Annotated in this window: 24 protein-coding genes and 1 pseudogene; 9 read left to right on the top strand and 16 right to left on the bottom strand. The window is 71.5% G+C overall.

Going from position 1 to position 25,203, the window contains the following annotated elements:
• The first annotated feature begins 76 nt into the window (after nt 1–76).
• Entirely contained in the window at nt 77–1,594 is a 1,518-nt protein-coding gene (locus ABT004_RS23855; protein ID WP_351340371.1) for a serine/threonine-protein kinase, read from the top strand.
• 350 nt (nt 1,595–1,944) lie between these two features.
• On the opposite strand, the gene ABT004_RS23850 is transcribed toward ABT004_RS23855, so the two are convergent.
• Complete coding sequence (locus ABT004_RS23850; RefSeq protein ID WP_351340368.1) at nt 1,945–2,367, bottom strand: MerR family transcriptional regulator; 423 nt, start codon at nt 2,365–2,367, stop codon at nt 1,945–1,947.
• A gap of 55 nt (nt 2,368–2,422) precedes the next feature.
• Between ABT004_RS23850 and ABT004_RS23845 the strand changes: the two genes are divergently transcribed.
• Both ABT004_RS23845 and ABT004_RS23840 read left to right on the top strand, forming a co-directional pair.
• Nucleotides 2,423–3,394 carry an SDR family NAD(P)-dependent oxidoreductase gene (locus ABT004_RS23845; RefSeq protein WP_351340365.1) on the top strand — a complete coding sequence of 324 codons (972 nt, stop codon included), beginning with the start codon at nt 2,423–2,425 and terminating at the stop codon, nt 3,392–3,394.
• 130 nt (nt 3,395–3,524) lie between these two features.
• Nucleotides 3,525–3,701: pseudogene (locus ABT004_RS23840) on the top strand (helix-turn-helix domain-containing protein); the annotation flags it as partial.
• A 131-nt stretch (nt 3,702–3,832) separates the two neighbouring features.
• On the opposite strand, the gene ABT004_RS23835 reads toward ABT004_RS23840, so the two are convergent.
• The 7 genes from ABT004_RS23835 to ABT004_RS23805 form a co-directional block, all read right to left on the bottom strand.
• Nucleotides 3,833–4,414, bottom strand: a complete 582-nt coding sequence (locus tag ABT004_RS23835) for a sugar kinase (RefSeq protein WP_351340362.1) — start codon at nt 4,412–4,414, stop codon at nt 3,833–3,835.
• A 41-nt stretch (nt 4,415–4,455) separates the two neighbouring features.
• The gene (locus ABT004_RS23830) at nt 4,456–5,619 is read right to left on the bottom strand and encodes an ROK family glucokinase (protein ID WP_351340359.1); all 1,164 of its coding nucleotides are present in this window, start codon (nt 5,617–5,619) and stop codon (nt 4,456–4,458) included.
• Nucleotides 5,620–5,870: 251 nt separating this feature from the next.
• The gene (locus tag ABT004_RS23825; protein WP_351340356.1) at nt 5,871–6,725 is read right to left on the bottom strand and encodes an ATP-binding cassette domain-containing protein; all 855 of its coding nucleotides are present in this window, start codon (nt 6,723–6,725) and stop codon (nt 5,871–5,873) included.
• A complete protein-coding gene (locus ABT004_RS23820; RefSeq protein WP_351340353.1) occupies nt 6,722–7,774 on the bottom strand; it encodes an ABC transporter permease in 1,053 nt (350 codons plus the stop codon). Before ABT004_RS23820 ends, ABT004_RS23825 begins: the two co-directional genes overlap by 4 nt.
• The gene (locus tag ABT004_RS23815; protein ID WP_351340351.1) at nt 7,771–8,775 is read right to left on the bottom strand and encodes a sugar ABC transporter substrate-binding protein; all 1,005 of its coding nucleotides are present in this window, start codon (nt 8,773–8,775) and stop codon (nt 7,771–7,773) included. The genes ABT004_RS23820 and ABT004_RS23815 overlap by 4 nt, the downstream gene beginning before the upstream one ends.
• Before the next feature lie 137 nt (nt 8,776–8,912).
• Complete coding sequence (locus ABT004_RS23810; RefSeq protein WP_351340348.1) at nt 8,913–9,917, bottom strand: sugar ABC transporter substrate-binding protein; 1,005 nt, start codon at nt 9,915–9,917, stop codon at nt 8,913–8,915.
• 239 nt (nt 9,918–10,156) lie between these two features.
• Entirely contained in the window at nt 10,157–10,921 is a 765-nt protein-coding gene (locus ABT004_RS23805) for a GntR family transcriptional regulator (protein WP_351340345.1), read from the bottom strand.
• Nucleotides 10,922–11,050: 129 nt separating this feature from the next.
• Here ABT004_RS23805 and ABT004_RS23800 point away from each other — a divergent pair, with 129 nt between their 5' ends.
• Complete coding sequence (locus ABT004_RS23800) at nt 11,051–12,064, top strand: Gfo/Idh/MocA family protein (protein ID WP_351340343.1); 1,014 nt, start codon at nt 11,051–11,053, stop codon at nt 12,062–12,064.
• Between the two features lie 59 nt (nt 12,065–12,123).
• On the opposite strand, the gene ABT004_RS23795 is transcribed toward ABT004_RS23800, so the two are convergent.
• From ABT004_RS23795 to ABT004_RS23780, 4 genes are all read right to left on the bottom strand, one after another.
• Nucleotides 12,124–13,314 (bottom strand): cytochrome P450 family protein, encoded by a 1,191-nt coding sequence (locus tag ABT004_RS23795; protein ID WP_351340340.1) that lies wholly within the window; start codon nt 13,312–13,314, stop codon nt 12,124–12,126.
• 231 nt (nt 13,315–13,545) lie between these two features.
• Nucleotides 13,546–14,787 (bottom strand): ROK family protein, encoded by a 1,242-nt coding sequence (locus tag ABT004_RS23790; protein ID WP_351340337.1) that lies wholly within the window; start codon nt 14,785–14,787, stop codon nt 13,546–13,548.
• A gap of 74 nt (nt 14,788–14,861) precedes the next feature.
• Nucleotides 14,862–15,530: a response regulator gene (locus tag ABT004_RS23785; RefSeq protein ID WP_351340335.1), complete on the bottom strand. Its 669-nt coding sequence runs from the start codon at nt 15,528–15,530 to the stop codon at nt 14,862–14,864.
• A 61-nt stretch (nt 15,531–15,591) separates the two neighbouring features.
• Entirely contained in the window at nt 15,592–16,863 is a 1,272-nt protein-coding gene (locus tag ABT004_RS23780) for a sensor histidine kinase (protein WP_351340333.1), read from the bottom strand.
• A 180-nt stretch (nt 16,864–17,043) separates the two neighbouring features.
• Between ABT004_RS23780 and ABT004_RS23775 the strand changes: the two genes are divergently transcribed.
• A complete protein-coding gene (locus tag ABT004_RS23775) occupies nt 17,044–17,262 on the top strand; it encodes a hypothetical protein (RefSeq protein ID WP_351340330.1) in 219 nt (72 codons plus the stop codon).
• 56 nt (nt 17,263–17,318) lie between these two features.
• Here ABT004_RS23775 and ABT004_RS23770 read toward each other — a convergent pair whose 3' ends face one another.
• Nucleotides 17,319–17,744, bottom strand: a complete 426-nt coding sequence (locus ABT004_RS23770; RefSeq protein ID WP_351340328.1) for a guanyl-specific ribonuclease — start codon at nt 17,742–17,744, stop codon at nt 17,319–17,321.
• Between the two features lie 175 nt (nt 17,745–17,919).
• Here ABT004_RS23770 and ABT004_RS23765 point away from each other — a divergent pair, with 175 nt between their 5' ends.
• Nucleotides 17,920–18,651 carry an SDR family oxidoreductase gene (locus ABT004_RS23765; protein ID WP_351340326.1) on the top strand — a complete coding sequence of 244 codons (732 nt, stop codon included), beginning with the start codon at nt 17,920–17,922 and terminating at the stop codon, nt 18,649–18,651.
• A gap of 121 nt (nt 18,652–18,772) precedes the next feature.
• On the opposite strand, the gene allB is transcribed toward ABT004_RS23765, so the two are convergent.
• Nucleotides 18,773–20,125, bottom strand: coding sequence for an allantoinase AllB (gene allB / locus ABT004_RS23760; protein ID WP_351340324.1), 1,353 nt, complete (start codon nt 20,123–20,125; stop codon nt 18,773–18,775).
• A gap of 225 nt (nt 20,126–20,350) precedes the next feature.
• Here allB and ABT004_RS23755 point away from each other — a divergent pair, with 225 nt between their 5' ends.
• Nucleotides 20,351–21,151: an IclR family transcriptional regulator gene (locus ABT004_RS23755; protein WP_351340321.1), complete on the top strand. Its 801-nt coding sequence runs from the start codon at nt 20,351–20,353 to the stop codon at nt 21,149–21,151.
• 113 nt (nt 21,152–21,264) lie between these two features.
• On the opposite strand, the gene ABT004_RS23750 is transcribed toward ABT004_RS23755, so the two are convergent.
• Together ABT004_RS23750 and ABT004_RS23745 are read right to left on the bottom strand one after the other, a co-directional pair.
• Nucleotides 21,265–21,960, bottom strand: a complete 696-nt coding sequence (locus tag ABT004_RS23750) for an ABC transporter ATP-binding protein (RefSeq protein WP_351340319.1) — start codon at nt 21,958–21,960, stop codon at nt 21,265–21,267.
• Nucleotides 21,957–23,030 (bottom strand): ABC transporter permease, encoded by a 1,074-nt coding sequence (locus tag ABT004_RS23745; protein WP_351340316.1) that lies wholly within the window; start codon nt 23,028–23,030, stop codon nt 21,957–21,959. The genes ABT004_RS23750 and ABT004_RS23745 overlap by 4 nt, the downstream gene beginning before the upstream one ends.
• Nucleotides 23,031–23,166: 136 nt before the next feature.
• Here ABT004_RS23745 and ABT004_RS23740 point away from each other — a divergent pair, with 136 nt between their 5' ends.
• On the top strand, nt 23,167–24,360 hold the full coding sequence (locus tag ABT004_RS23740) for a sensor histidine kinase (protein WP_351340313.1): 1,194 nt from the start codon (nt 23,167–23,169) through the stop codon (nt 24,358–24,360).
• A 118-nt stretch (nt 24,361–24,478) separates the two neighbouring features.
• Nucleotides 24,479–25,102: a response regulator gene (locus ABT004_RS23735; protein WP_351340310.1), complete on the top strand. Its 624-nt coding sequence runs from the start codon at nt 24,479–24,481 to the stop codon at nt 25,100–25,102.
• The last annotated feature ends 101 nt before the right edge of the window (nt 25,103–25,203 follow it).

Below are 25,203 nucleotides of genomic sequence, written 5' to 3'. Positions count from 1 at the left end.
GCGCGCACGATGTCTACGGTGGTCGTGAGGCCGCTTCGGCCTGAGGGACCGACAGAAGACGGGCGGAGTGCGGGGTATGGGGGACGAGCGTGCAAGCGGCACGGGCCACGGGCGGGTGATCGCCGGGCGCTATCGCGTTGTCGGCCGGCTGGGCAGCGGCGGGATGGGCACCGTGTGGCGCGCCGTCGACGAGCGGCTGGGGCGCGAGGTCGCGGTCAAGGAGCTTCGGACGTTCGACGACACGGACGGCGCCGACCCGGACGAGCAGCGGTTGCGGATGCAGCGAGAGGCGCGGGCGGCCGCGCGGGTGCGTCATCACGGGGTGGTTGCCGTGCACGACGTCACCGAGCACGCCGGGCGTCCGGTGATCGTGATGGAGTTCGTGGACGGCGAGTCACTGCAGGGACTGCTGCAGCGGCGTGGCCCCGTGCATCCTCTCGAGGCGGCCCGTATCGGCGCCCAGGTGCTGGATGCACTCGCGGCCGCGCACCGTGCCGGCGTGTGGCACCGGGACGTGAAACCCAGCAACATCCTGCTGGAACACGGAGGGCGGGCGGTGCTCACGGACTTCGGGATCGCCGCCCTGCAGGAGCCCGGTGACGGCGCCGCCACCCGGATCACCCGCAGCGGCGAACTCGTCGGCTCCCTGGACTACCTCGCGCCCGAGCAAGCCCGCGGAGGCCAGGTGGGCCCCGCAACGGACGTGTGGGCGCTGGGCGCCTCGCTGTACGCGGCCGTCGAGGGATCGCCCCCGTTCAGGCGCACGTCCACGTGGTCGACGATCACCGCGATCGTGACGGAGCCGCTGCCCGCACCCCGCCGGGCCGGCCCGCTGGCACCCGCCCTGTCCGAACTCCTCGACAAGGATCCGGTGCTGCGCGCCGACGCCGTCCGCGCGGCACAGGTGCTGCGCGCCACGGCCGCGGGCCTGCCGCCGCCGCCCCGGTCGCCGGAGACCGTGCGGCTCGGCCGGCGGAGAGCACGACAGGCGCCGGATGCGGGCGTGCTGGCGGCCGGGGTGGCGCAGGTGGCTGCCCCGGCGGAGCGCCCCGGCCTGTCCGGCGCGCAGACCGTCACCGCGCACCGGGGCAGCACACGCAGGCGCGGCGCCGTCGTCGGCGCGGTGGCCGTGGTGCTGCTCGCCGGGGCCGCGGCGTCGTACGTCGTGAGCCGCCAGGGCGACGACGGGAGCGGGCGCGCCGCGGGCCCGGCTGTTCACGACACCACGTCGGCCGCCTCGCCGTCCGGGGCCTCCCCACCGGCGCACGGCGCGGACGAGTCGACCAGCGCTTCCGCGAGCGACACCCCCGCCCCCGCCTGCACCCGCATCGGAGGCGGCAAGTCCAACTGCAGAGTGTGGCGCTCCGCCACCTCGTACGACGCCGAGCACCGTCCTGTCGGCACCATCCGACCGGGAACCAACTACTTCTACTGCCAGGTCAAGCTCACGCGGCGGGAGACGTACGGAAAGTGGACCAACGTCTGGTGGGCGAAGACCGATGACGACACCGGCAACACCGGCGTGTTGATCAGCGACGTCTACCTCACCGGCGGCAAGAACGACCAGCCCGTACCAGGTCTGGCGAAGTGCTGAGTGCCCGGTGGTACTCGGCCACCCACGACACACTTCTGTCGACCGCGACCATTGGTCATGGAACGGCCGCGTGAGGAACGACTATTCGGCGTTCGCGGCACTGGGCGCACTCAGTGGTCCAGAACGCGCAGGCCAGCTGATTCACTGCGCGACGAGGCTCGGGAGGGTGCCGCGTCTTGGAGCCCGTGCCCACCCGATCGCGCGCCACGAGCCCGCCGGCCGGGGCCCGCCTCACCCGCGGGCCCTGGGTGTTGCGGGACGGGGCGTTGTTGACGGTTTCGGCAAGGCAGACGATTGAGCGCGGAGCGCTTGCTGGAACAGGAGACACGACGCGGCGGTCCGCGCCGGCCTCAGGCTGTCGGGTCCCAGAGCCCGCCGGCTTTGCCGCGCGCGAGGTGCTCGGCGTAGACGCCGACCTTCCAAGCGATGACGGATCGGCACTCCTCCAGTGCTTGGATCTGCGCGTCGACGCGCCGTCGATGGGCGTCGAGCAGGCGCAGGCGTTCTGCCTCGTTTCCCGGTCCGTGGCGTACCAGCTCGGCGAAGTGCTTGAGGTCGGCGAGCGGCATACCGGATTCGCGGAGCTTGACGCAGATCAGCAGCCAGTCGACATCGAAGGAGGTGTAGCGCCGTCGACCGCCCGACGTGCGCTGGACCGGGCCGACGAGCAGGCCCTCGCGCTCGTAGAAGCGCAGGGCGTGCACGCTCAGTCCGGTCCGCTCGGCCACATCGCCGATGCTCAGCGACGGCACCGCCGCCTCGGTGGTCGTCATGCCGCTCCCCCCTGGACTTGATCTAGACCTCGCTCTAGATCGTAGCGTCCACGGCATGCCACTTACTGATCAGCAGCCGCTCGGTACGCCCTTCTCCGCTGCCACCACTGCCGAGGACATCGTGGCCGGCCATGACCTCTCCGGCATGACCGCTGTGGTGACCGGGGGCTACTCCGGGCTCGGCCTGGAGACCACCCTGGCTCTGACGGCCGCCGGGGCCCGGGTCATCGTTCCCGCCCGCCGCCCCCGCGTCGCCCGTTCCGCTCTCCAGGAGGTGCAGGGCAGCGAGGTGATCCCCATGGACCTGGCCGACCTCGACAGCGTCCACTCAGCCGCCGCGCACATCAGCGACCGCATCGACGGGCTCGACCTCCTGATGGCCGTCGCCGGCATCATGGCCACCCCGGAGCGGCACGTTGGGCCCGGCTGGGAAGCCCAGTTCACCGCCAACCACTTCGGGCACTTCACCCTCGCCTGCGAGCTCTACCCGCTCCTGGCCGCCGCAGGCGGAGCGCGCGTCGTGGTGAACAGCTCCGCCGGACACATCCTGTCCGGCATCCGCTGGCACGATCCGCACTTCCGTACCGGCTACGACAAGTGGCTGGCCTACGGCCAGGCCAAGACCGCCAACGCCCTGTTCACAGTGCACCTCGACGCCCTCGGGCAAGGCGATGGCGTCCGGGCATTCGCCCTCCACCCCGGCAAGATCATCACCGGACTCCAGCGGGAGATGACGCTCCAGGAGCAGAGCGACCGCGGGTGGGTGGACGAGCACGGCAACGTGATCGGCGCAGACCTCAAGACACCCTCTCAGGGGGCAGCCACCGGCCTGTGGGCCGCTACGTCCCCGCTCCTCGACGGCCGCGGCGGGCTCTACCTGGAGGACTGCGACGTCGCCCGCGTTTCGGCCCCCGGCACGCCCATGGATGACGGCGGCGTGCGTGCCTATGCCATCGACCCCGAGGAGGCCGCCCGGCTCTGGGAGCTGTCTCTCGCCGTGACCGGGGCCACGCCGATCACCCGATGAATTCGCGCTCTGCAGATGCCGCGCTGCCTGCCGCCGCGGGGAGCGCGGCGCGGCCCCCTCTTGGGCTCGTCACGGCTGCCTCGAGCCAACCTGCCCGGCAGTCCGTCGTCGGGGGCAGAGGGGTATAGATATGCCGCACCGCAACGCACCTCTTACGGTCGAGGGCCGACGGCGGCTCATCGAACGCTGCCGCACTCGTCCGATCGCGCACGTCGCCGCCGAGATGGGCATCTCGCGGGCGTGCGCCTCCAAGTGGGTCCACCGATGGCGTCGTCACGGTGATGACCGCCAAACTCGGCCACGCCAGCCAGTGTCCCTGAGCGACCTGGTGGCGGGTCCCCACAATGGACGTGAGGTGTTCACTCCGGGTTCCCGGTGTGGACCAGGAGTGGGGGCGCAGTGAAGCGCGGACGTCCCGAACGCCGGCCGGGGCCGGGATCACGGATGCGTCATCGACACCACGTAGACCATCGGGTGGTCGGGGTTGGAGCGGTTCACCACGATGGTCTGGGTCGGCGACGGGTCCTTCTGGGAGTGGGTGAGGCCGTACCAGGGGCCCGGGCCCGTGAAGTCCCAGCCCGCGATCTTCCGGTCGCGGTCGCTGATCGCGAGGTCGTCGGTCGCCAGGTCACCGACCGTGTAGCCGGCGTCGACCTCCTCCAGGAACTGGTCGAGGCCCTTGTTGCTGGTGAGGAACTGCGCGTACAGGCGGCTCACCTTGTAGTTGTTCGTCTCGTAGTAGGCGACGTTGCGCGAGTGCGGCGGGACCGGGATCTGGTAGAGGCGGCGCTGCACCTTGGACGGCCAGCCGACCGTGAGGCCGGTCACCGAGTACTTCGCCTCCTTGTCCTTGCCGCTGTCCCGGCTCTGGCCCGCGGAGATCACCAGATAGCCGGCGGGGATGCCGATGAGCAGCACGATGGTCAGGAGCGTGAGGACGCGGCGTCGGATCACATGGCCGCGGTCCTCGGCCGGTCGCGGCGCTTCGTCCGCGGACGGGGGCTGGCGGGGCACGGTCATGGATTGCTTTCCTGTCACTTTCTGCGGCATCTGCGCGGGCCCTAGCCCTGCTCGGCCCCGTCGACGGGGCCGCCCGTCGTGCTGCGGGTGCGGGCGTAGCGCTCGTACCGCTCGTGGCGCTCCACGCGGCGGCGCTTGGCGCGGCGGAAGCGGCGGGCGACGAGGCGGGCCAGGTCCGCGGCGCCGACCATGCCGGCCTCGGGGCCGAGCTGGGCGCGGGCGATGCGGGCCTCGGGGCGGTAGCCGCGGCCGGTGAGCTGGCGCTTGAAGGCGTCGCGGGCGGGCGCGATCAGCAGGTCGTCGGCGGCCGACACACCGCCGCCGATGACGAAGCACGAGGGGTCGAGGGCCGCCGCGAGGTTCGCGATGCCGACGCCGAGCCACTGGCCGATGTCCTGCAGCAGCTCGATGCACATGGCATCGCCCTCGCGGGCCAGCTGCGTGATGAGCGGGCCCGTGATGTCGGGGATGTGCCCCTGGACCCGCTCGATGATGTTGTACGCGACCGGGGAGTCGGCCGCGGCGAGTTCGCGGGCCTCGCGGACCAGGGCGTTGCCGGAGCTGTACTGCTCCCAGCAGCCGCGGTTGCCGCACGGGCAGCGGTGCCCGCCGGGGACGACCTGCATATGGCCGAACTCGCCCGCGACACCGAACTTGCCGCGCTTGACCTGCCCGTCCTCCAGGATCGCGCCGCCGATTCCGGTGCCGAGCGTGATCATGACGAGGTGGTCCTCGCCGCGGCCCGCGCCGAACCGCCACTCCGCCCAGGCGGCCGTGTTGGCGTCGTTGTCGACGAGCACGGGGACCGCGAGGCGGCCCGCGAGGCGGTCCCTCAGGGGTTCGTTGCGCCAGGACAGGTGGGGCGCGAACAGGACGCGGTTGCGGTCCGCGTCGACCCAGCCGGCCGCGCCGATGCCGACCGCGTGCACGTCGTGCCGGTCGGAGAGGTCGAGCACCAGCTCCGTGATCGTGTCCTCGACGACCTTGGGGCTCTTGGACTTGTCCGGGGTCTCCGTGCGGAGCGTCTCCAGGATGGTGCCGTCCGCGTCGACGACGCCGGCCATCACCTTCGTGCCACCGATGTCGATGCCGACGGTGGGTACGCGCGGGGCCGTCGTGTGCGAGCGGCGCTCGCGGGTGCCGACCGTCCGCAGGACGGTGGCCCGTGCGCTGCCACGGTGTGCGAGGTCGCGGTAGGTGCTCATTGCGGCGATTCTGCCTCACGCGACGGCTCCGCCGCATACCGGGTTTTACGCCGCGTCGGAGCGGGCTCGCGGCTCTGCCGGGCGGCTGCCGGTCGCGCTGTGCTTGCGTTCGCGCAGTTCCCCGCGCCCTTGAAGGGGCGCGGGGCTGTGTCGATACGCGGCTCCGCCGCGGGGCGCGAAGGTGACCAACGGCGCAACGTGCAGCCGCCCGGCAAGCCGGAAACGCACACGCACGCGCGGAACGGAAGCCGCTACTTCTCGGCTCCGTCGGCCGTGTGCCCGCCCAGGTGCGTAGGCACTGGCGCCCGCTCCAACTCGTGACGGAGGTCATCCAGCTCCGTGCCGCCGGCCATCTGCCGGGTGAGCTCGTCCAGCGTGATCTCGGACCGGTTGTGGCTGCCGAACATCGCGCCGCGCTTGAGCAGCACGAACCGGTCGCCGACGAGGTACGCGTGGTGCGGGTTGTGCGTGATGAGCACCACGCCGAGGCCCGCGTCACGTGCCGCCGCGACGTACTTCAGGACGACGCCGGACTGCTTCACGCCGAGCGCCGCCGTCGGCTCGTCGAGGACGAGGACCTTCGCGCCGAAGTAGACGGCGCGGGCGATGGCGACGCACTGGCGCTCTCCGCCGGACAGCGTGCCGATCGGCTGGTCGACGTCGCGCAGGTCGATGCCCATACGGGCGAGTTCCTCGTGCGTCGTGCGCCGCATGAGCTCGACGTCCAGGCGCTTGAAGGGCCCCGTCCCCTTCGTGGGTTCGGAGCCGAGGAAGAAGTTGCGCCACACCGGCATCAGCGGGACCACGGCGAGGTCCTGGTAGACCGTGGCGATGCCCCGGTTCAGGGCGTCGCGCGGGTTGCTGAGGCGGGCCTCCTCCCCCTCGATCGCGAACCGGCCGCCGTCGTGCCGGTGCAGACCAGCGATGATCTTGATGAGGGTGGACTTGCCCGCGCCGTTGTCCCCGAGGACGCAGGAGATCTCGCCCGCGTTGACGACGAGCGAGACGTCGTCGAGAGCGCGGATGTTGCCGTAGAACTTGCTGACGCCGTCCAGCTCCACCAGCGGCGTACTCGTATCGGTCGTCGTCTGCTCTTCGGTCGTCATTTGCTCGCCTCCGCGCGCTTGCGGACCCACGCGTTGAGCAGGGTCGCGAGGAGCAGCATCGCCCCGAGGAAGAACTTGAACCAGTCCGAGTTCCACTCGGCGAACACGATGCCCTTGCTGGTCATGCCGAAGATCAGCGCGCCGATCGCCGCGCCGACCGCCGAACCGTAGCCCCCGGTGATCAGGCAGCCGCCGATGACGGCCGCGACGATGTAGATCAGCTCGTTGCCGACGCCCTCACCGGACTGCACGACGTCGTAGGAGAAGAGCAGGTGCTGGCCGGAGATCCAGGCGCCGAACGCGACGCCCATGTAGAGGCCGATCTTCGTCTTGTTGACCGGGACGCCCACCGCGCGGGCCGAGGCGAGGTCACCGCCGACCGCGAAGATCCAGTTGCCGACGCGGGTGCGGAGCAGGATCCAGGTGGCCACCAGGACGAGGGCGAGCCACCAGACGATCGTGATCTTGAAGTCGACGCCACCGATACTGAACGTGGAGGCGAAGACGGACTTGGCCGAGTCGAAGCCCTGCATGTCCGAGATCGACTTCGTCGAGACGGTGCCGCTGATCAGTTTCGTGAAGCCCAGGTTCATGCCCGTCAGCATCAGGAACGTGCCGAGCGTGATGATGAAACTGGGGAGTTTGGTACGGGTCAGCATGACGCCGTTGAAGACGCCGATGGCGAGCGTCACCAGGAGCGAGACGCCGACGCCCACCCAGGTGTTCGCCGTCATCTGGTAGCTGAACATCGACGAGATCAGCGCCGAGGACGTCACCATGACGCCCGCCGACAGGTCGAACTCGCCGCCGATCATCAGCAGCGCCACGGGCACGGCCATGATGCCGAGCGTCGAGGACGCGTACAGGACGGTCGCGAGGCTGGTCGGTCGCAGGAAGCTGTCCGCGAAGATCATGAAGAAGATGAAGACGGCGACGGCGCCGATGACCGAGCCCAGTTCGGGGCGGCCGAGGAGCTTCTTCCACGGCGAGGCCCTGACGAGCCGCTCGTCGACCTTTCCCGCGCCCTGCGGAGTGGTCGTCGTACTCATCGCGTCCCCCGCTTCGCGTACTCCTGGAGCTTGGCGGCCTGGTCCTTGGTGACGACCTCGGGACCGGTCAGGACCGGTCGGCCGCCGCCGAGCACATTGGCGTTGTACCGGTAGAGCCACAGCAGGTCCACGGCCTGGTACCCCTGGAGGTAGGGCTGCTGGTCGACGGCGAAGCCGAGGTCGCCGTCCTTGAGGCCCTGCGCGACCTTGTCGTTGAGGTCGAAGGTGTCGATCTCGGCCTTGCTGCTCGCGTCGTCCTTGGCCTTCACGGCGGTGGCGGCGAACGGCGCGCCCAGCGTGACGACCGAGTCGATGGACGTGTCGGACTGCAGCTTGGCCTCGATGGAGGACTGCACGTCGGGCATGTTGGTGCCCTCGACGTACAGGTTCGTCATCTTGCCGTCGAAGGTCTTCTTGGCACCCTCGCAGCGCTGCTCGTGGCCGACGTTGCCCTGCTCGTGCAGGATGCAGAGCGCCTTCTTCTTGCCGCGCTTGTTGAGCTCCTTGCCGACGGCCTCGCCCGCGATGGTCTCGTCCTGGCCGATGTGCGTGATCGCGCCGTACTTCTTGTAGATCTCGGAGCCCGAGTTCACCGTGATGACGGGGATGCCGGCCTTCTCGGCGCGGGCCAGGGCGGACTTCATCGCGTCCGGCTTGGCGAGCGTGACGATGATTCCGTCGACCTTCTTGTCGATGGCCGCGTCGACGAGCTGCGCCTGCTGGTTCGCCTCCTCGTTGTGCGAGTAGAGGAAGTTGATGTTGTCCTTGACGGCCGCCTGCTTGGCACCGTTCTGGACGATGTCCCAGAAGGTGTCGCCATCGCCCGAATGGGTGATCATCGCGAAGGTCCAGCGGGGCGTGTCCACCGCGGCCCTGCCCTGCGCGGCCCGCGATTTCTGGGCGTCCTCCGCCCGCTTGCCGCCGGTGCTGCTGCACCCTGCGAGCGAGAGCCCGAGAGCCCCCGCAACCGCGATGCCCACCCAGATCCGAAACCGTGCCACGAGGCCGTGCCCTTCTTGGTCTGCTGCGTCATCGACCGGGATCGGCGGGCCGACCCCGGCGGACCGTACGCCGGTCCTCAAGGACCCCGTTCCGGTCCCAAACGCACAAGTATGGGTCACGGGGATCATGCATCCATTCACCGGGTACCGCGCGCGGTGTACTTCTCCAGCTGAGGCACGTCCTTCTCGGTGACGATCGCCGGGCCCGTGAAGACCGGCTTGCCACCGCCGAGCACGTTCGCGTTCGTCTTGTGGAGCCACAGTTCGTCCACCGCCAGATAGCCCTGCAAGTACGGCTGCTGGTCGACGGCGAAGGTGACCTCCTTCGCCTTCAGCCGACGGACGACCTCGGCGTTCAGGTCGAACGTGGAGATCTCCGCCTTGCTGCCCGCGTCGTCCTTGGCCTTCACGGCGAGCGCCGCGATCGGGGCGCCGAGCGCGACGACCGCGTCGATGTCCTTGTCCGCCTGGAGCTTCGCCTCGATGGACGACTGGGCGGAGGGGGCGTTCGTACCCTCTACGTTGAGGTTCTCGACGCTGCCCTTGAAGGTCTTGCGGACGCCGTCGCAGCGCTGCTCCAGGGAGACGTTGCCCTGCTCGTGGATGACGCACAGGGCCTTCTCCTTCCCCTGCTTCGTCAGCTCGCTGCCGACCGCCTCGCCGGCCACGCCCTCCTCCTGGCCGATGTGGCTGAGCGCGCCGAACTTCCGCGAGAACTGCGAACCGGAGTTGATCGAGACGACCGGGATGCCCGCGGCCTTCGCCTTCGCGAGCACGGGCTCCATGGCCTGCGGCTTGGCGAGCGTGACGACGATCCCGTCGACCTTCTTGTCGATCGCGGCCTGCACCAGCTCGGCCTGCCCCTTGGCCTCCTTGTCGTTGGAGTAGAGGAACTGGACGTTGTCCTTGTCGGCGGCCTGCTGGGCACCCTTGCGCACGATGTCCCAGAAGGTGTCGCCCTCGCCCGAGTGCGACACCATCGCGACCTTCATACGGGGCGTGTCGACGGCCTTCCCGCCGCCTCCACCGCCGTCGGCCTTGTCCTCCGAGTCCTTGCCGCCCGAGCCACTGCAACCGGCGGCTAGCGCGATCACGGCAATCAGGGCTGTGGCCGTACGGCCTGTGCGGGTCGCTGTACGCATCGGGGCACACCTCTCCTCCGGCCGCCTGCGCGGCTGGAGGAGTTTTTGGCGTCCTCATCCACCCGGGGGCGGACGATTCAGGTCCGTACCGGTACTCGGTACCACCATGGGTTCCTGCTTCACGGGCCCCGCCGACCCCAGATGGGTCCGGTCTTACGTCGGCCTCCACAGGCGTGACTTTCCGCCCGTCCGGCGGTAGACCCGTCAACTACGTTGACGAACAAGGGGACTTTAGCTCATCAGGAACGTACTAGGAGCTGGAACTCAAAGGAATACCTTGAGGCCCGGTACGCGTGCGAGCCGAACTCGACGGGGCGGCCCTTGTCGTCGTACGTCGTGCGCTCCATGGCGAGCAGCGGCGCGCCTTCCTTCTCGCCGAGCCGCTCGGCCTCGGCCGCGGTGGCGGCGCGTGCGCCGACGGACTGGCGGGCGCTGTGCAGGGTGATGCCGGCGGACCGCATGAGGCGGTACAGGCCGGTCTCCGCGAGCCGCTCGTCGTCGAGCGGGAGCAGTCCTGTGGGCAGGTGGTTGCAGAGGTACGCGACCGGTTCGCCGTGCGCGAGCCGCAGCCGCTCGACGCGGTGCACCTCGTCGCCCTCCCCGACGCCGAGCGCCGCGGCCGCCTCCGCCGGGGCGGGCACGAGCGTGTTGGCGATGACCCGGGTCTCGGGGCGCTGGCCCGCCGCCTCCAGGTCGTCGTACAGACTGGACAGTTCGAGCGGGCGCTTGACCTGGCTGTGCACGACCTGGGTGCCGACGCCGCGGCGGCGCACGAGCAGCCCCTTGTCGACGAGGGACTGGATGGCCTGGCGGACGGTGGGCCGGGACAGGCCGAGGCGGCCCGCCAGCTCGATCTCGTTGCCGAGCAGGCTGCCGGGGGTCAGGGCGCCACGCTCGATCGCCGCCTCCAGCTGCTGGGACAGCTGGAAGTACAGCGGCACCGGGCTGCCGCGGTCGACGCCGAGGCCGAGGTCGGCGGTCGGGTCAGCTTGGGATTTGGCCACGGGGCGAGGCTATCGGTGGGAGTGCGCCGTGCACATCGAGGCCCTCGCCCCGCGGCACGGCGTGGCAGCCGGGTGCTTGTCAGGACAAACGATTGACACCCACCCGGGGGCACGTCACCGTTGGATGCCATGCGCATCGGACTCATCGGCACGGGCCGCATCGGCACCTTTCACGCGGGCGTACTGGAGCGGTACCGGGAGGTCGGCTCGCTGGTCGTCACCGACGCGGAGCCCGCGCGGGCGGTCGCGCTCGCCGACCGGATCGGGGCGACGGCCGCGCCGAGCGTCGACGAGATCTTCACGTGGGGCGTGGACGCGCTCGTGATCACCGCGGCGACCGCGGCACACGCCGAGCTGATCGGGCGGGCGGCGCGGGCCGGGCTCCCGGTCTTCTGCGAGAAGCCGATCGCGCTCGACCTGCCGGGCACGCTGGCCGCGCTCGCGGAGGTGGAGGCAGCGGGCACGGTGCTCCAACTCGGCTTCCAGCGGCGCTTCGACGCCGGGTACACGACGGCGCGGGCCGCCGTGCGGGAGGGGAGCCTCGGCCGGGTGCACACGGTACGGGCGATGACCTCCGACCCGGCGCCGCCCCCTGCCGCGTACCTACCGCTCTCCGGCGGCCTCTACCGGGACTGCCTGATCCACGACTTCGACATGCTGCGGTGGGTGACCGGGCGCGAGATCGTCGAGGTGTACGCGACCGGGTCCGACGCGGGGCCCGCCATGTTCCGCGAGGCGGGGGACGTGGACACCGCGGCGGCGCTCCTGACCCTCGACGACGGGACCCTGGCCACCGCCACCTCCACGCGGTGCAACGGCGCCGGGTACGACGTGCGCATGGAGCTCTCCGGGGACCGGGACACGGTCGTCGTCGGCCTCGACGACCGCACCCCGGTCGCCTCCACGGAACCGGCGGGCCCGCGCGCCGCCACTAAGCCGTGGCCCGGCTTCCTGGAACGCTTCGCCCCCGCGTACGAGGCCGAACTGAAGGCCTTCGTCGACGTCGTCCGCGGCGAACGCGCCAACCCCTGCGACGGCTGGGAGGCCCTGCGGGCCCTGCGGGTCGCGGAGGCGTGCGAGTTGTCGCGGGCGGAGCGGCGGATGGTGCGGATGGAGGAGGTGGCGGGGGCCGACCGGGCCTGACCCCAATCAAGCCCCGCCGGCGTTTGAGGCGCGGGGTCCGGGGCGGAGCCCCGTGGCGTTCACCAACGGACCGGCAGGCTCCTCGTGCCCCTGATGAGCATGCCGGGCAGCCACGCGTCCGGGTCCTCGGCCAGGGTCAGGTCCGGGCAGCGGTCCAGGAGGCTACGGATCGCGATACGACCTTCCAGGCGGGCAAGCGGAGCTCCCAGGCAGAAGTGGATGCCGTGGCCGAAGGCGACATGGCCGCGGGCGTCGCGGCGGATGTCGAAGCGGTCGGGCTCCGGGAAGCGGTGCGGGTCGTGGCTCGCCGTGGCGATGCCGATGAGCACCGGCGCGCCCGCGGGGATCACCGTGCCGTCGATGTCCACCGGCTCCGCCGCGAAGCGGTGCGTGGCCGTCTCGACCGGGCCGTCGTAGCGGAGCATCTCCTCCACGGCGCCGTCCAGGAGCGTCATGTCGGCGCGCAGCGCCGTGAGTTGGTCCGGGTGCTGGAGCAGGGCCCGGACGCCGTTCCCGATCAGGTTGACCGTGGTTTCGTGGCCGGCGACGAGCAGGAGGAAGGCCATGGCGCGCAGTTCGCTGGGCGAGAGGCGGTCGCCGTCCTCCGCGGTGGTGCGGATCAGCGCGCTCAGCAGGTCGTCGGCGGGGGACGCGCTCCGCTTGGCCTCGATCAACTCGTCCAGGAAACCGACCAGTTCGACGTGCGACGCGTACGCCTCCTCCTCGCTGGTCGGCGCCACGACCTGCGTCGACATGCGGCGGAACCGCTCGCGGTCGATGTCGGGGACGCCGAGCAGTTCGCAGATCACCGCGAAGGGCAGCGGGAAGGCGAGGGCACCGATCAGGTCGGCGCTGCCGCGCGGCACCATGTCGTCGAGCAGCTCGTCCGTGAGTTTCTGGATGCGCGGGGCGAGCGCGGCGACGCGGCGCGGGGTGAACTCCCGCGTGACCAGGGAGCGCAGGCGGCCGTGGGCCGGCGGGTCGGCGAAGAGGAGGTGCAGGCCCATCATGTCGCCGTCGAGGCCCCACGGTGGGGTCTTGACCAGGCGGGGGTCGGTGAACGCGGTGCGGGCGGCCTCGTGGCCGACAATCAGGTAGAGGTCTTCGGTGGGGCCGGGGCCGGGTGTGCGGATGTGGTGGACCGGGCCCTTGGTGCGGAGGTGTTCGTAGACCGGGTAGGGGTTGGCGTGGAATTGGGGTGCGCCCCCGGCCAGTTCCCCCAGGTCGACGATCTCGGCGGTGTCGGTCATGGCGTGCCTCCCGTGGCCCGGTACTGGCTTTCGTCCATCCGGTCAACTCTTGGCACTATCCGTGCGTTCCCGTCCCGGGGGTGACCGGGAGCGTTGCCTACGTCGCGGGGCTCCGCCCCGGACCCCGCGCCTCAATCGCCCGCGGGGCTGGAAAGATCGGGGCGCTGCCCCGGACCCCGCTGCTCAAACGCCGCAGGGGCTGGATTTGGTCGCCCGACTCAGGGGATTGAGCTAGATGCCGCTGGAATGGCCGCCCGTTTCCAGGAAGCGGGCCAGCGGGAGGGTTGCCGCGCCGACTGTGACCGCGTCCGGGCCCAAGCGGCCAAGGGTCAAAGTGGTTTGGGCGAAGGGGTTGCGCAGGGCGTAGGACGCGGCCGCGTCGCGGATCGGGGTGAGCAGGCGGGGGCCGAGCATGAGGCCCGCCCAGCCGCCCACGACGATCCGTTCGGGGTTGAAGAGGTTGACCAGGTCGGCGATGCCCGCGCCGAGGTATTCGGCGGTCTCCTCCAACAGGGCTGCCGTGGCGGGAGTTTCGGCGGCGAGGAGTTCGGCGAGCGCGCCCTCTTCGTCGGGGGCGGTCCAGCGGCCGCCCGCCTCCCGCCAGCGCGCGAGCAGCGCCTCCGCCCCCACGTACGCCTCCAGGCAGCCGCGCGCTCCGCACCGGCAGGTCCGGCCGCCGACCCGCAGCACGGTGTGGCCCCACTCCCCCGCGCTGCTCGCCGCGCCCTGGTAGGGCAGCCCGTCGGCGATGACGCAGGCGCCGACGCCGGAGCCGATGAGCGCGATCACGGCGTTGCGGGCGCCGCGGCCCGCGCCGAACCACATCTCGGCGCGGCCGAGGGTCTTCGCCCCGTTGTCGAGGAACAGCGGGAAGCCCGAGGGGAGTTCGGGCGGCAGGCCGTCCGGCGCGCGGAGCATGGCTTCCAGGGGGACCGCGTCCCAGCCGATGGTCTGGCCGTGCACCACCGCGCCGTCCGCACCGGAGGCGTCGACGATGCCGGGCACCCCGATGCCGACGCCGATGACGGAGCGGGGGTCCACCTCCGCGTCGGCGAGCACCCGCGTCAGCCCTGCGGTGACGAGGCGTACGACGTCCTTGGCGTCGCAGCCGCCGTCGCGCGCCGCCTGTGGCAACGGCTCGTCCACGCGCGCGAGTTCACCGAGCGCGAGGTCGAACAGCTCCACGCGCACGCGGGTCTCCCCGACGTCCACGCCCACGAGGTGGCCGCTGCGCGGGGCGACGCGCAGCAGGGTGCGGGGGCGGCCGCCGTCGGAGTCGACCGAGCCCGCCTCCTCCAGGAGGCCGTCGGCGGCGAGTTCCGCCACCACATTGCTGATCGAGCCCGAGCTGAGCGCCGTGAGCGGCCCCAACTCCTGTCTGCTGAGCGGCCCGTCGAAGTACAGCTTGCTCAGGACGACGGCCCGGTTCCCGCGCCGCAGGTCACGCACAGTCCGCCGGCGTGGTGCCGCCATCCCCGCCCCTTCCCCCGCTCACAACGTTGAACGAGGTGAATTTACCTTGCGGGACCGGAACCAGCCGATCTTCCTCAGGCGTCGTCGAGCAGTCCCGCGTCGTGGGCGAGCAGCGCGATCTGTACGCGGTTGTTGAGGCCGAGCCGGGCCATGATGCGCGAGACGTGGGTCTTGACCGTGGGGACGCTCATGTAGAGCGTCGCGGCGATCTCCGCGTTCGACCTGCCGCGGCCCACCTCGACGGCCACCTCCCGCTCCCGCTCGGCCAGTTCGGACATGCGTGTACGCGCGCGTGCCCGCCGGTCCAGGGCGGGGTCGTCGCCCGAGACCTTGGAGATGAGCTGCCGGGTCACGGTCGGCGAGAGGACCGGGGCGCCGGCCGCCACCCGGCGTACCGAATCGACGATCTCGCCCGGGGCGGTGTCCTTGAGGACGAACCCGGCGGCTCCCGCGCGCAGCGCCCGCAGCACCTGTTCGTCCGCGTGGAACGTGGTCAGGACGATCACCTCTGGCGCGCCGTCACGCGCGCGTAGTGCCTCGGTGGCGGACAGGCCGTCCAGGGTCGGCATGCGCAGGTCCATGAGGACGACGTCCGGGTGCAGCCGGGCCACCTGCGCGTCCACCTCGCTGCCGTCGGCGGCCTCGCCGACGATCTCGATGTCCTCGGCGGCGCCGAACATGAAGGTGAGCCCGGCGCGCACGAGGGGGTCGTCGTCGACGATGAGGAGGCGGATCGAGGTCATGGCGCCACCGTAGCGAGGGTCGATCACCGCTGTGTGCACACCGGCCGCTTCCCCGTGGCTCTCACTCCGGCCACGGCAGCCACGCCCGCACCGCGAATCCGCCGTCCGGTTCCGCCCCGTGGGCGAGCCGGCCACCTGCGAGCGTGGCGCGTTCGACGAGGCCGATCAGGCCCTGCCCCGAGCCGGGGACGTGCGGCACCGCGCCGGGCGGCGGCGGGTTGCGCACGGTGACCGTGAGGCCGTCCCCCGGGCCGCCCTCGACCGTGACCGCGACCCCGGCGCCAGGGGCGTGCTTGCGGGCGTTGGTCAGGCCTTCCTGGGCGATGCGGTAGGCGGTGCGTCCGGTGGAGGCGGGCACGGCCTGCGCTTCGGGGACCCGGTCGTCGAGGTCGACCTTCATGCCGGCCTCGCGGGACTCGGCGACCAGCGTGCCGAGGGCGGCGAGGGTGGGCTGCGGCCGCCCCGACTCGTCGCCGTGGTCCGCCGCGCGCAGCACGCCGATGATCTCGCGCAGGTCCTGCAGCGCCTCGTGCGCGCTCTCCCGGATCACGCCCGCGGCCCGGGCGATCTCGACCTGGGGCGCGTCGGGGCGGAACTCCAGGGCGCCCGCGTGCACGCTCAGCAGGGTGAGGCGGTGGGCGAGCACGTCGTGCATCTCGCGCGCGATGTCCTCGCGGGCGAGCCGCTGGGCCCGCTCGGCACGGAGCACGGCCTCGGTCTCGGCGCGGCGCGCCCGGTCCCGCAGGGACATCAGGAGCTGGCGGCGGGAGCGGACGAACATGCCCCAGCCGACGACCGTGATCGTGAGGATGACGGTGAACGAGACCGACAGCAGGTACGAGGACTCGGGGTCGGGCCGCAGCCAGAAGAACAGCGGGAGGAGCGCGATGGAGACGCCCGCCACCCAGCCGATGTAGCGGAACGGGCGGTGCACGGCGAGCGTGAACAGCGCGATCATGGACGCGCCGCCCGCGGTGTTGGACAGGAAGCTCACCGGGAGCATCGCCAGGGCGAGGCCGAGCGGCCAGCGTCTGCGCAGCCAGATCGCGGCGCAGGCGAGGGCGCCGAGCACCTGGTCGATCACGGCGACGACGGGCGATGTGTTCGGGTCGTCCCAGACCTGCTCGGCGAAGATCAGGCCGAGGAAGACCGCGATCCCGAAGCAGCTGAAGTCGACGATCCAGTCGCGGGCGGTGCGCCGCCTGCGGCCCGGCTGCCCCTCGGGGTCCAGGTCGAGCTCGTCGGCGACGGCCGAGGGCAGCAGCCATCGGCGCCAGCGCTCGGCGGGCGTATCCGCCGCCTGCGGGGTTCCGGTCTGCCGCACTGCTTCCATGGTCGACAAATCTACGCACCCGGGGCGCTCGGCACCGTCCCGAGCGCCGCTTCCGCGACCAAAGTCGTACCCCCGTCGACTTTGGTCGCGGCCGGCGCCCCGCGCTCCGCTACCGGAGTCGTACGGGGCTCGCCCCACGGCCGATGTGGGTGGGGGGTCCGCGGGGCGAGAGTCCTGTGCATGAACAAACAGCAGTGGCTGCAGATCATCGAGGTCATCGGCGGCTTCGCCCTGCTCCAGGGCGCGGTCGGCATCCTGCACGAGTTCACGGGGTGGCTGGGCTGGGGGTTGATCGAACGGATCGGGTTCCTCGACGGCCACGAGGTCTACGGCAGCATCGCGTTGATCGTGTTCGCGTTCGCCGTGTTCGCGGCCGTCGAGGCCCAGCGCAAGAGCTGATCACTACGGAGTACGGACCTACGGAACTACGGAGCCGGGGATGGCTCAGCAGGTTCTCAACAGGTGTAGTCGACCAGGTCGAAGGACGCGTAGTGGTCCGCCGTGTAGTAGTCCTCCTTGTCGGAGTCGCCGGTGACGATGCGGCGGGCGCCACGGTCGTCCGAGCCCGGCGTGATCACCGTGTACTCGTGGTAGTAGCCGGACGACTGGTCGGGCAGGATGCCCTCCCTGTTGGAGAAGACCGTGCCGTCCTGCTCGTACGGGTACGGTCCGCCCTGCTCGATGAGGTCCAGCGTGTCGTGCGCCTCGGCGGGCAGCGCGGAGGCGCAGATGTCGCCGACGGCGGCGGCCGAGACGGTGTGGGAGGCGACGGCCGGGGCCTGCGCGGCCGGTGCGGCGATCGCGGTGGAGCCGCCCACGCCGCCCAGGAGGAGAGCGGCTGCGACGGCGACGGCACTGAAGAAGCGTGGGGGAGTCTTCATGCCCACAGTGTGACGCGCGTAGAGGTGGTCATGTCAACACCAACTCCCCCACGTTTTCCTCGAGTTCACATCCTTCGCGCGCCGCCCACGACATCGACGTCCATTTGCCGCCAGCCCCCACCTCCGTGGATCGCTGTACTTGAAGCCACAACATCCGCTCCCTACAGGAGGCGACATGAACGGCAAGGTGGCTCTGGTGACCGGCGGATCCCGCGGAATCGGCGCGGCGACGGCGCTGCGGCTCGCCCGCGACGGCTTCGACGTGGCACTCACCTACGTACAGGGCAAGGAGGCCGCGGAGGAGGTGGTGCGGCGGATCGAGGCGCTGGGGCGGCGGGGGCTCGCGGTGCGGGCCGACTCGGCGGACGCGGGTGAGGCGGCGGAGGTGGTCGGGCGGACGGTGGCGGGGCTCGGGCGGATCGACGTGCTGGTCAACAACGTCGGCGTGGGTGCGCTCGGCCCGCTGGACGGCTTCTCGCCCGCGGACGTCGACCGCGCGCTCGACGTGAACGTGCGCGGCGTCTTCCTCACCTCGCAGGCCGCGGCGGCCAGACTCCCCGAGGGCGGCCGGATCGTCACCGTCGGCTCCTGCATGGCCCAGCACGTGCCAGGGCCCGGCGGCACGCTGTACGCCACGAGCAAGGCGGCCCTGATCGGACTGACGAAGGCGCTCGCCCGTGAGCTGGGCGGGCGCGGCATCACGGCGAACATCGTGCATCCCGGCCCGACGGACACCGACATGAATCCGGCCGAAGGACCGTACGCGGCGGAACAGGCCGCGGCGACGGCGCTCGGCCGCTACGGCACCGCGGACGAGGTGGCGTCGACGGTCGCGTATCTGGCGGGCGCCGGGGCCTCGTACGTGACGGGCGCCGAATTCGCGGTGGACGGCGGGCACGCCGCGTAACGCCGGAAAAGGAAATGCGGGGCACACCGGTGCTGTCAGGCCGGTGTGCCCCGCAAGCCGAACAGAGTACGGGCTACTCGCCCAACTCCGCGTGGCGGGCCATTAGTTGAGACTCCTCGCGCTACTTGGCCCTCTGGAGCAACTGCCCCTGCGGGGCGGTGAACTCACCGTCGGCGACGATGCGTTCGCCGCGCAGCCAGGTCGACTTCACGACGCCGTGCAGCGTCTTGCCCGCGTACGCGGTGACGCGGTTGCGGTGCTGGAGGGCGGCCGGGTCGACGCTGAAGGTGTCCTCGGGGGCGAGGACGGCGAAGTCGGCGTCGCGGCCGACCGCGATGGCGCCCTTGCGGCCGTCGAGGCCGACCAGCTTCGACGTACGCTCCGACATCCAACGGACCACGTCCTCAAGGGAGTAGCCGCGGGCGCGGGCGGCCGTCCAGATCGCCGAGAGGCTGAGCTGGAGGCCGGAGATGCCGCCCCACGCGGTCGCGAAGTCGTCGGTCTTCAGGTCGGCCGTCGACGGCGAGTGGTCGGTGACGATGCAGTCGATCGTGCCGTCGGCGAGCGCCTGCCACAGCAGGTCCTGGTTGGCGGCCTCGCGGATCGGCGGGCAGCACTTGAACTCGCTTGCCCCGTCCGGGACTTCCTCGGCGGTGAGCGTGAGGTAGTGCGGGCAGGTCTCGACGGTCAGCTCGACGCCCTCGGCCTTCGCGGCGGCGATCAGCGGCAGCGCGTCGGAGGACGACAGGTGCAGGATGTGGATGCGGGCGCCGATCCGCTTGGCGGTGTCGATCAGGCCCTTGATGGCGACGTCCTCGGAGACGCGCGGGCGGGTCGCCAGGTAGTCGTCGTACTTGGGGCCGCTGTTGTGCGGCGCCACGTCCAGCTCGTGCGGGTCCTCGGCGTGCACGATGAGCAGCCCGCCGAAGCCGGCGATCTCCGCCATGGAGGCGGTGAGCCGGTCGGCGTCCAGGTGCGGGAACTCGTCGACGCCGGAGGGCGACAGGAAGCACTTGAAGCCGAAGACCCCGGCGTCGTGCAGCGGGCGCAGGTCCTTGACGTTGTCGGGCAGCGCGCCGCCCCAGAAGCCGACGTCGATGTGCGCCTTGGAGGCGGCCACGTCCTTCTTCGTACGAAGGTTGTCGACGGTCGTGGTCGGCGGCAGGGAGTTGAGCGGCATGTCGACGAGGGTCGTGATGCCGCCGGCCGCCGCGGCGCGGGTGGCGGTCCAGAAGCCCTCCCACTCGGTGCGCCCCGGGTCGTTGACGTGCACGTGCGTGTCGACGATGCCGGGCAGCAGCGCGTCGTCGCCGAAGTCCTCGAGGCGGGCCCCGGCCGGGATCTCCGCGTCGTGCGCGAGCACCGCGACGATCTTTCCCTGGGCGACGGCGACCGACGCGGGGCGCGTACCTTCGGGAGTGATGACGCGCGTCGAGCGCAGCACGAGTTCGATCTGGACTTCGGCGTCCGACACCTGGGCCTCCTCAAGCTTCAACGTTCTGTTGAAGGACTTTCACTCAGACTTCGGGAACCGTCAAGGCCCGGATGCGAGAGGCGCGAACCCTGGACGTTTCCACAAGGTGGAATTAAAATTCCGGTACGCAGAACGTAGCTACCGACGAACTTATAGGTCAAGGGATCACTGGACAGGAAGCCGCCGGTAGGCTGCATTTCTGCCTGCCACCCCGAAAGGAACGCTGTGCCGACGCCCGACGCCAGCACCACTGATGCCGCCAAGTCCGCACCCACCGGCGGCGTCCAGTCCCTTGAGCGCGCCTTCGATCTGCTCGAGCGGATGGCCGACGCCGGTGGTGAGGTCGGCCTCAGCGAGCTCTCCGCCAGCAGCGGGCTGCCGCTGCCGACGATCCACCGCCTGATGCGCACGCTCGTCTCCTGCGGCTACGTACGCCAGCAGCCCAACCGGCGCTACGCGCTCGGCCCGCGGCTCATCCGGCTCGGCGAGTCCGCGTCCCGGCTCCTCGGCACGTGGGCCCGCCCGTACCTGGCGCGCCTCGTCGAGGAGACCGGCGAGACCGCGAACATGGCGCTCCTCGACGGCGACGAGGTCGTGTACGTCGCCCAGGTGCCGTCCAAGCACTCCATGCGGATGTTCACCGAGGTCGGCCGCAGGGTGCTGCCGCACTCGACCGGGGTGGGCAAGGCGCTGCTCGCGTACGCGCCTCCGGAGGAGGTGCGGGCGTTGCTCGGGCGTACGGGGATGCCTGCCGCCACCGAGAAGACGCTCACCACGCCCGAGGGGTTTCTCGACGCGCTGGAGGATGTGCGGCAGGCCGGGTATGCGGTTGATGACAACGAGCAGGAGATCGGGGTGCGGTGCCTTGCGGTGTCCGTTCCCGATTCGCCCACCGCTGCGGCGATTTCGATTTCTGGGCCGGCGGGGCGGGTGACGGAGGCGGCCACGGAGAAGATCGTGCCGATCCTTCAACAGGTGGCGCGGGAGCTGTCGGTGGCGTTGGCCAGTTCCGGCCACAGTGCTTGACGTCGCGGGGCGCTGCCCCGGGCCCCGCGCCTCAATCGCCGGCGGAGCTGGAAAGACCTGCTCAATCGCCGCAGGGGCTTGAATTGCTCACCCGTCGCCGAGCCTGAAGAAACTCACGCCGCGCCAGGGCTTGAAATGGCCGACACGTCAATTGTGCCGTCGCGCATCTCGTGGACCTCGTCCGCCACCGTCAAGTGGTCGCGGTCGTGGGTGACCAGGACCGTCGCCGTGCCGCGTTCTCGCGTCAGGGTGCGGAGGAGGTCCAGGACTGCGGCGCCGCGTTCGTGGTCGAGGGCGCTGGTGGGTTCGTCGACCAGGAGGATGCGCGGCTCGTTGATCAGGGCGCGGGCGATGTTCACGCGCTGACGCTGGCCGCCCGAGAGTTGGTGGGGGCGGCGGTGGGACTGGGCGGACAGGCCGACCGCGTAGAGCAACTCCCGTGCCCTGTCCCGTACTTCGCGGGGCTTGCGGCCCTCCAGGTGGGCCATCACCTGGAGTTGTTCCAGCGCGGTGAGCGACGGCAGCAGGTTCGGCTGCTGGAAGACGATGCCGATCGCGCGGCGGCGCAGTTCCGCCGATTCGTTGCGGGTCAGGGTCGTGGCCTCGGTTCCGTCGATGACCACGCGGCCGCTGTCGGGGGTGACGAGCGTCGCCGCCACCGCCAGAAGGCTGGACTTGCCGGATCCTGACGGGCCCACCACCGCCGTGAGGCCGCCGGCCGGTACCTGGAGGCCGACCCGGTCGAGGGCCGTGAGCCGGCCGTCCCCGTCGGCGTAGGTCAGGGTGATGTCGTCGAGCAGCAGGGTCATCGGGCGCTCCCGAGTGCGGTGAGGGGGTCGACGGCGGTGATCCGCCGGATGGACAGGGCGGCGCCCGCGAGGCCGAGGGCCGTCATGACGGCGGCCGGGCCGAGCGCGGTGAGCGGGTCGAGGACGAACGGCACCGTGTCCGGGACGAAGGCGCCGACGAGGGTGGCGAGGCCGGTGCCGACCGCCGTACCCGCGACCAGCATCAGGACCGCCTGGCCGAGTGCGTCCCGCAGGAGGTAGCGGGTCGACGAGCCGAGGGCCTTGAGGACCGCGATGTCCGCGCTGCGCTGGATCGTCCACACCGTGAAGAACGCGCCGACGACGAGCGCCGAGATGGCGAAGAGGAAGCCGCGCATCAGTTGCAGCGAACCGTTCTCGGCCTGGTAGGAACCTATGGCGGACAGGGCGCCGTCGATGGTGGTGGTGTCCGTGCCCGCGGCCTTGTCGGCAGCGCCCAGGTCGGCGGCCGCTCCCGTGCGCAGTGCGATCACCGTCGCGCGTTCGCCGCCGCCTCCCGTGGGCGTGATGTGCTGCCAGTCGTCGAGGTGCGTCCAGACGACCGGGGTGTGGCTGTACGAGGCGTCGCCGGACACCGCGGCGACCGTGAGGCGCGTGCCGCCGAGGGTGAGCTTGTCGCCCGTGGCCGCCCCCAGCTCCTTCGCCGCCTTGGTGGACAGGACCGCCGTGCCGGGCTCCGTCTCGTCGGGTGCGAGGCCCGAGCCCTGGCGCACGCCGAACGCGGAGACAGCGGCGGTCTGCCGGCCCGCCTCGGCGTTCACCGTGCCGATGCCGATCGGCTCCGCGCTCTCGACGCCCTTGCGCGCCGCGAGGTCGCGCCACTGCTCGGGGCGGACCGTGGACGCCGTGAACGACACCGACTGGCCGTCGGCGGGCCGGGCGAAGGCGAGGTGGTCGGCGGGCAGCCTGGTGAGCGCCGACGTATTGTCCCGCGCGAGGCCCGCCGTCAGTCCCGACAGCAGTCCCACGAGCAGCGTGATCAGTACGATCACGGTCCCCATCAGGGCGAACCTGCCCCTGGCGAACCGTAGATCTCTCCATGCAACGAACATGCCGCCAAGACTGCTGCTCAAGGACCCCCGCGGGCATCGCGCCACAGCACGCTTCACCCGAATCGAAGGGAGGACGCGCCTTTCGAACTTTCGGTTGACGGGTTCCGTGTCCGGGCTTCGTACGCTGGTGGGTGGTATGGATCCACGCTCCCTCACCCCCGCGCTGCGCGCGCTGCGCCTCTGTCTGCATCTGCTGACGGCGGGCCTGCTCGCGCTCGTCGTCGTACGCGCCCTGACCGGACGGTCCGACGAGCCGGTCGCGGCGGTGGTGACGGTGGCCGGGGCGATGGGCGTCGTCTACGGGGTGGGCGCGACGCTGCCCGTCGTACGGTCCAGGCGAGCGGGCGCCGCGTGGTGGCTGGGCGTGCTGGGGGCGGTGTGGGCGGCGCTGCTCGTGCTCTCGCCCGACGCGCTGTGGCTGGCGTTCCCGCTGTACTTCCTGCTGCTGCATCTGCTTCCCGCGCGCTGGGGCGTCCCCGCGGTGGGCATCGCCGCGGGCGCGGCCATCTGCTCGTACGTCGGTCATGACGGGGCGGTGAACCCGGGGGCGTTCATAGGGCCGCTGCTCGGTGCGGCCGTCGCCGTGGCGACCGTGCTCGGGTATCAGGCGCTGTACCGGGAGAGCGAGCGCAGGCAGCGGCTGATCGAGGAGCTGGTCGCCACCCGCGCCGAACTCGCGGCGGCGGAGCGCGCGGGCGGCACGCTCGCCGAGCGGGAGCGGCTGGCCCGGGAGATCCACGACACGCTGGCGCAGGGCCTGTCCTCGATCCAGCTGCTGCTGGTCGCGGCCGGGCGCGAACTGCCCGCCGGCTCCCCCGCCGCCGGGCACGTCGAGCGGGCCAGGGCCACGGCGCAGGACAACCTCACGGAGGCCCGCCGCTTCGTACGCGCCCTCGCCCCGCCCGACCTGGACGTCGGCTCGCTGGCCGGTGCCCTCGACCGGCTGTGCGCCACGGCGCCCGGCCTGACCGCCCGCTTCTCGGTGAGCGGCACCCCGCACGAACTCCCCACGCCGTACGAAGTGGCGCTGTTGCGCATCGCCCAGTCGGCGCTCGCCAACACGGTGCGGCACGCGCGGGCGGACCGCGCGGAGATCACCCTCAGCTTCATGGAGACCTCGGTGGCCCTGGACGTGGTGGACGACGGCGCGGGCTTCGACCCGGATCGCGCCCCGGACGGCGGCGACGGCGGCTTCGGCCTCGTCGCGATGCGCTCCCGCGTGAGCGAACTCGGCGGCACGTTCACCGTCGAATCGGAGCCGGGCCGCGGCACGGCGGTCGCGGTGACGCTGCCGTTGCCGGTGCCGGTGCCCTCCGGGGATGCGACGTGATCCGGCGCCGCGGGCCGCGGGCCATGTTCGGCGTCGGCAGGCCTGTCGCCGTGTACTCGACACCGGGCGTCGACACACCCGTCGCCGCGCCGACGCCTCTGCCCGCCGGAGGTGCCGCGTGATCCGGCTGCTGCTCGCCGACGATCACCCCGTCGTACGCGCCGGGCTGCGGGCCGTGCTCGATGCGGAGGCGGACTTCGCGATCGTCGCGGAGGCCGCGACCGCCGAGCGGGCGGTGGAGCTGGCGGGGGACGTGGACGTCGTCCTCATGGACCTGCAGTTCGGCGCCGGGACGATGCACGGCGCCGAGGCCACCGCGCGGATCGCGGCACTCGACGACGGGCCGCGCGTCCTCGTGCTCACCACGTACGACACCGAGGCGGACATCCTCGCGGCCGTGGAGGCGGGGGCCTCCGGCTACCTGCTGAAGGACGCCCCGCCCGAGGAGCTCGCGGCGGCCGTCCGCACCGCGGCGTCCGGGCGCTCCGCGCTCGCGCCCGCCGTCGCCGACCGGCTCATGGGCCGGATGCGGGCACCCGCGGAGGCGCTGAGCAGGCGCGAGCTGGAGGTGCTGCGGCACGTGCGCGACGGCCTGTCCAACGCGGAGATCGCCCGCGAGCTGTTCCTGAGCCAGGCCACGGTCAAGTCCCACCTCGTGCACATCTACGCGAAGCTGGGCGTCGACTCACGTACGTCGGCGGTGGCGCGGGCGACGCGGGACGGGCTACTGCGGCGCCGCTGAGCACGCCTAGGGCGTGTTTCGAAAGTCCCGTCTGCCTCGCGGGGTCTGGCACGCACGCTCGCGGCGTTGCCGAAATGCCCTAGTAGCTCCGCTACGAGACC

The organism is Streptomyces sp. NPDC002790 (assembly GCF_040295505.1).
Taxonomy (GTDB): domain Bacteria; phylum Actinomycetota; class Actinomycetes; order Streptomycetales; family Streptomycetaceae; genus Streptomyces.
Note: the sequence above shows the minus strand (reverse complement) of the source record. Positions and strands in the feature narration are given on the sequence as shown.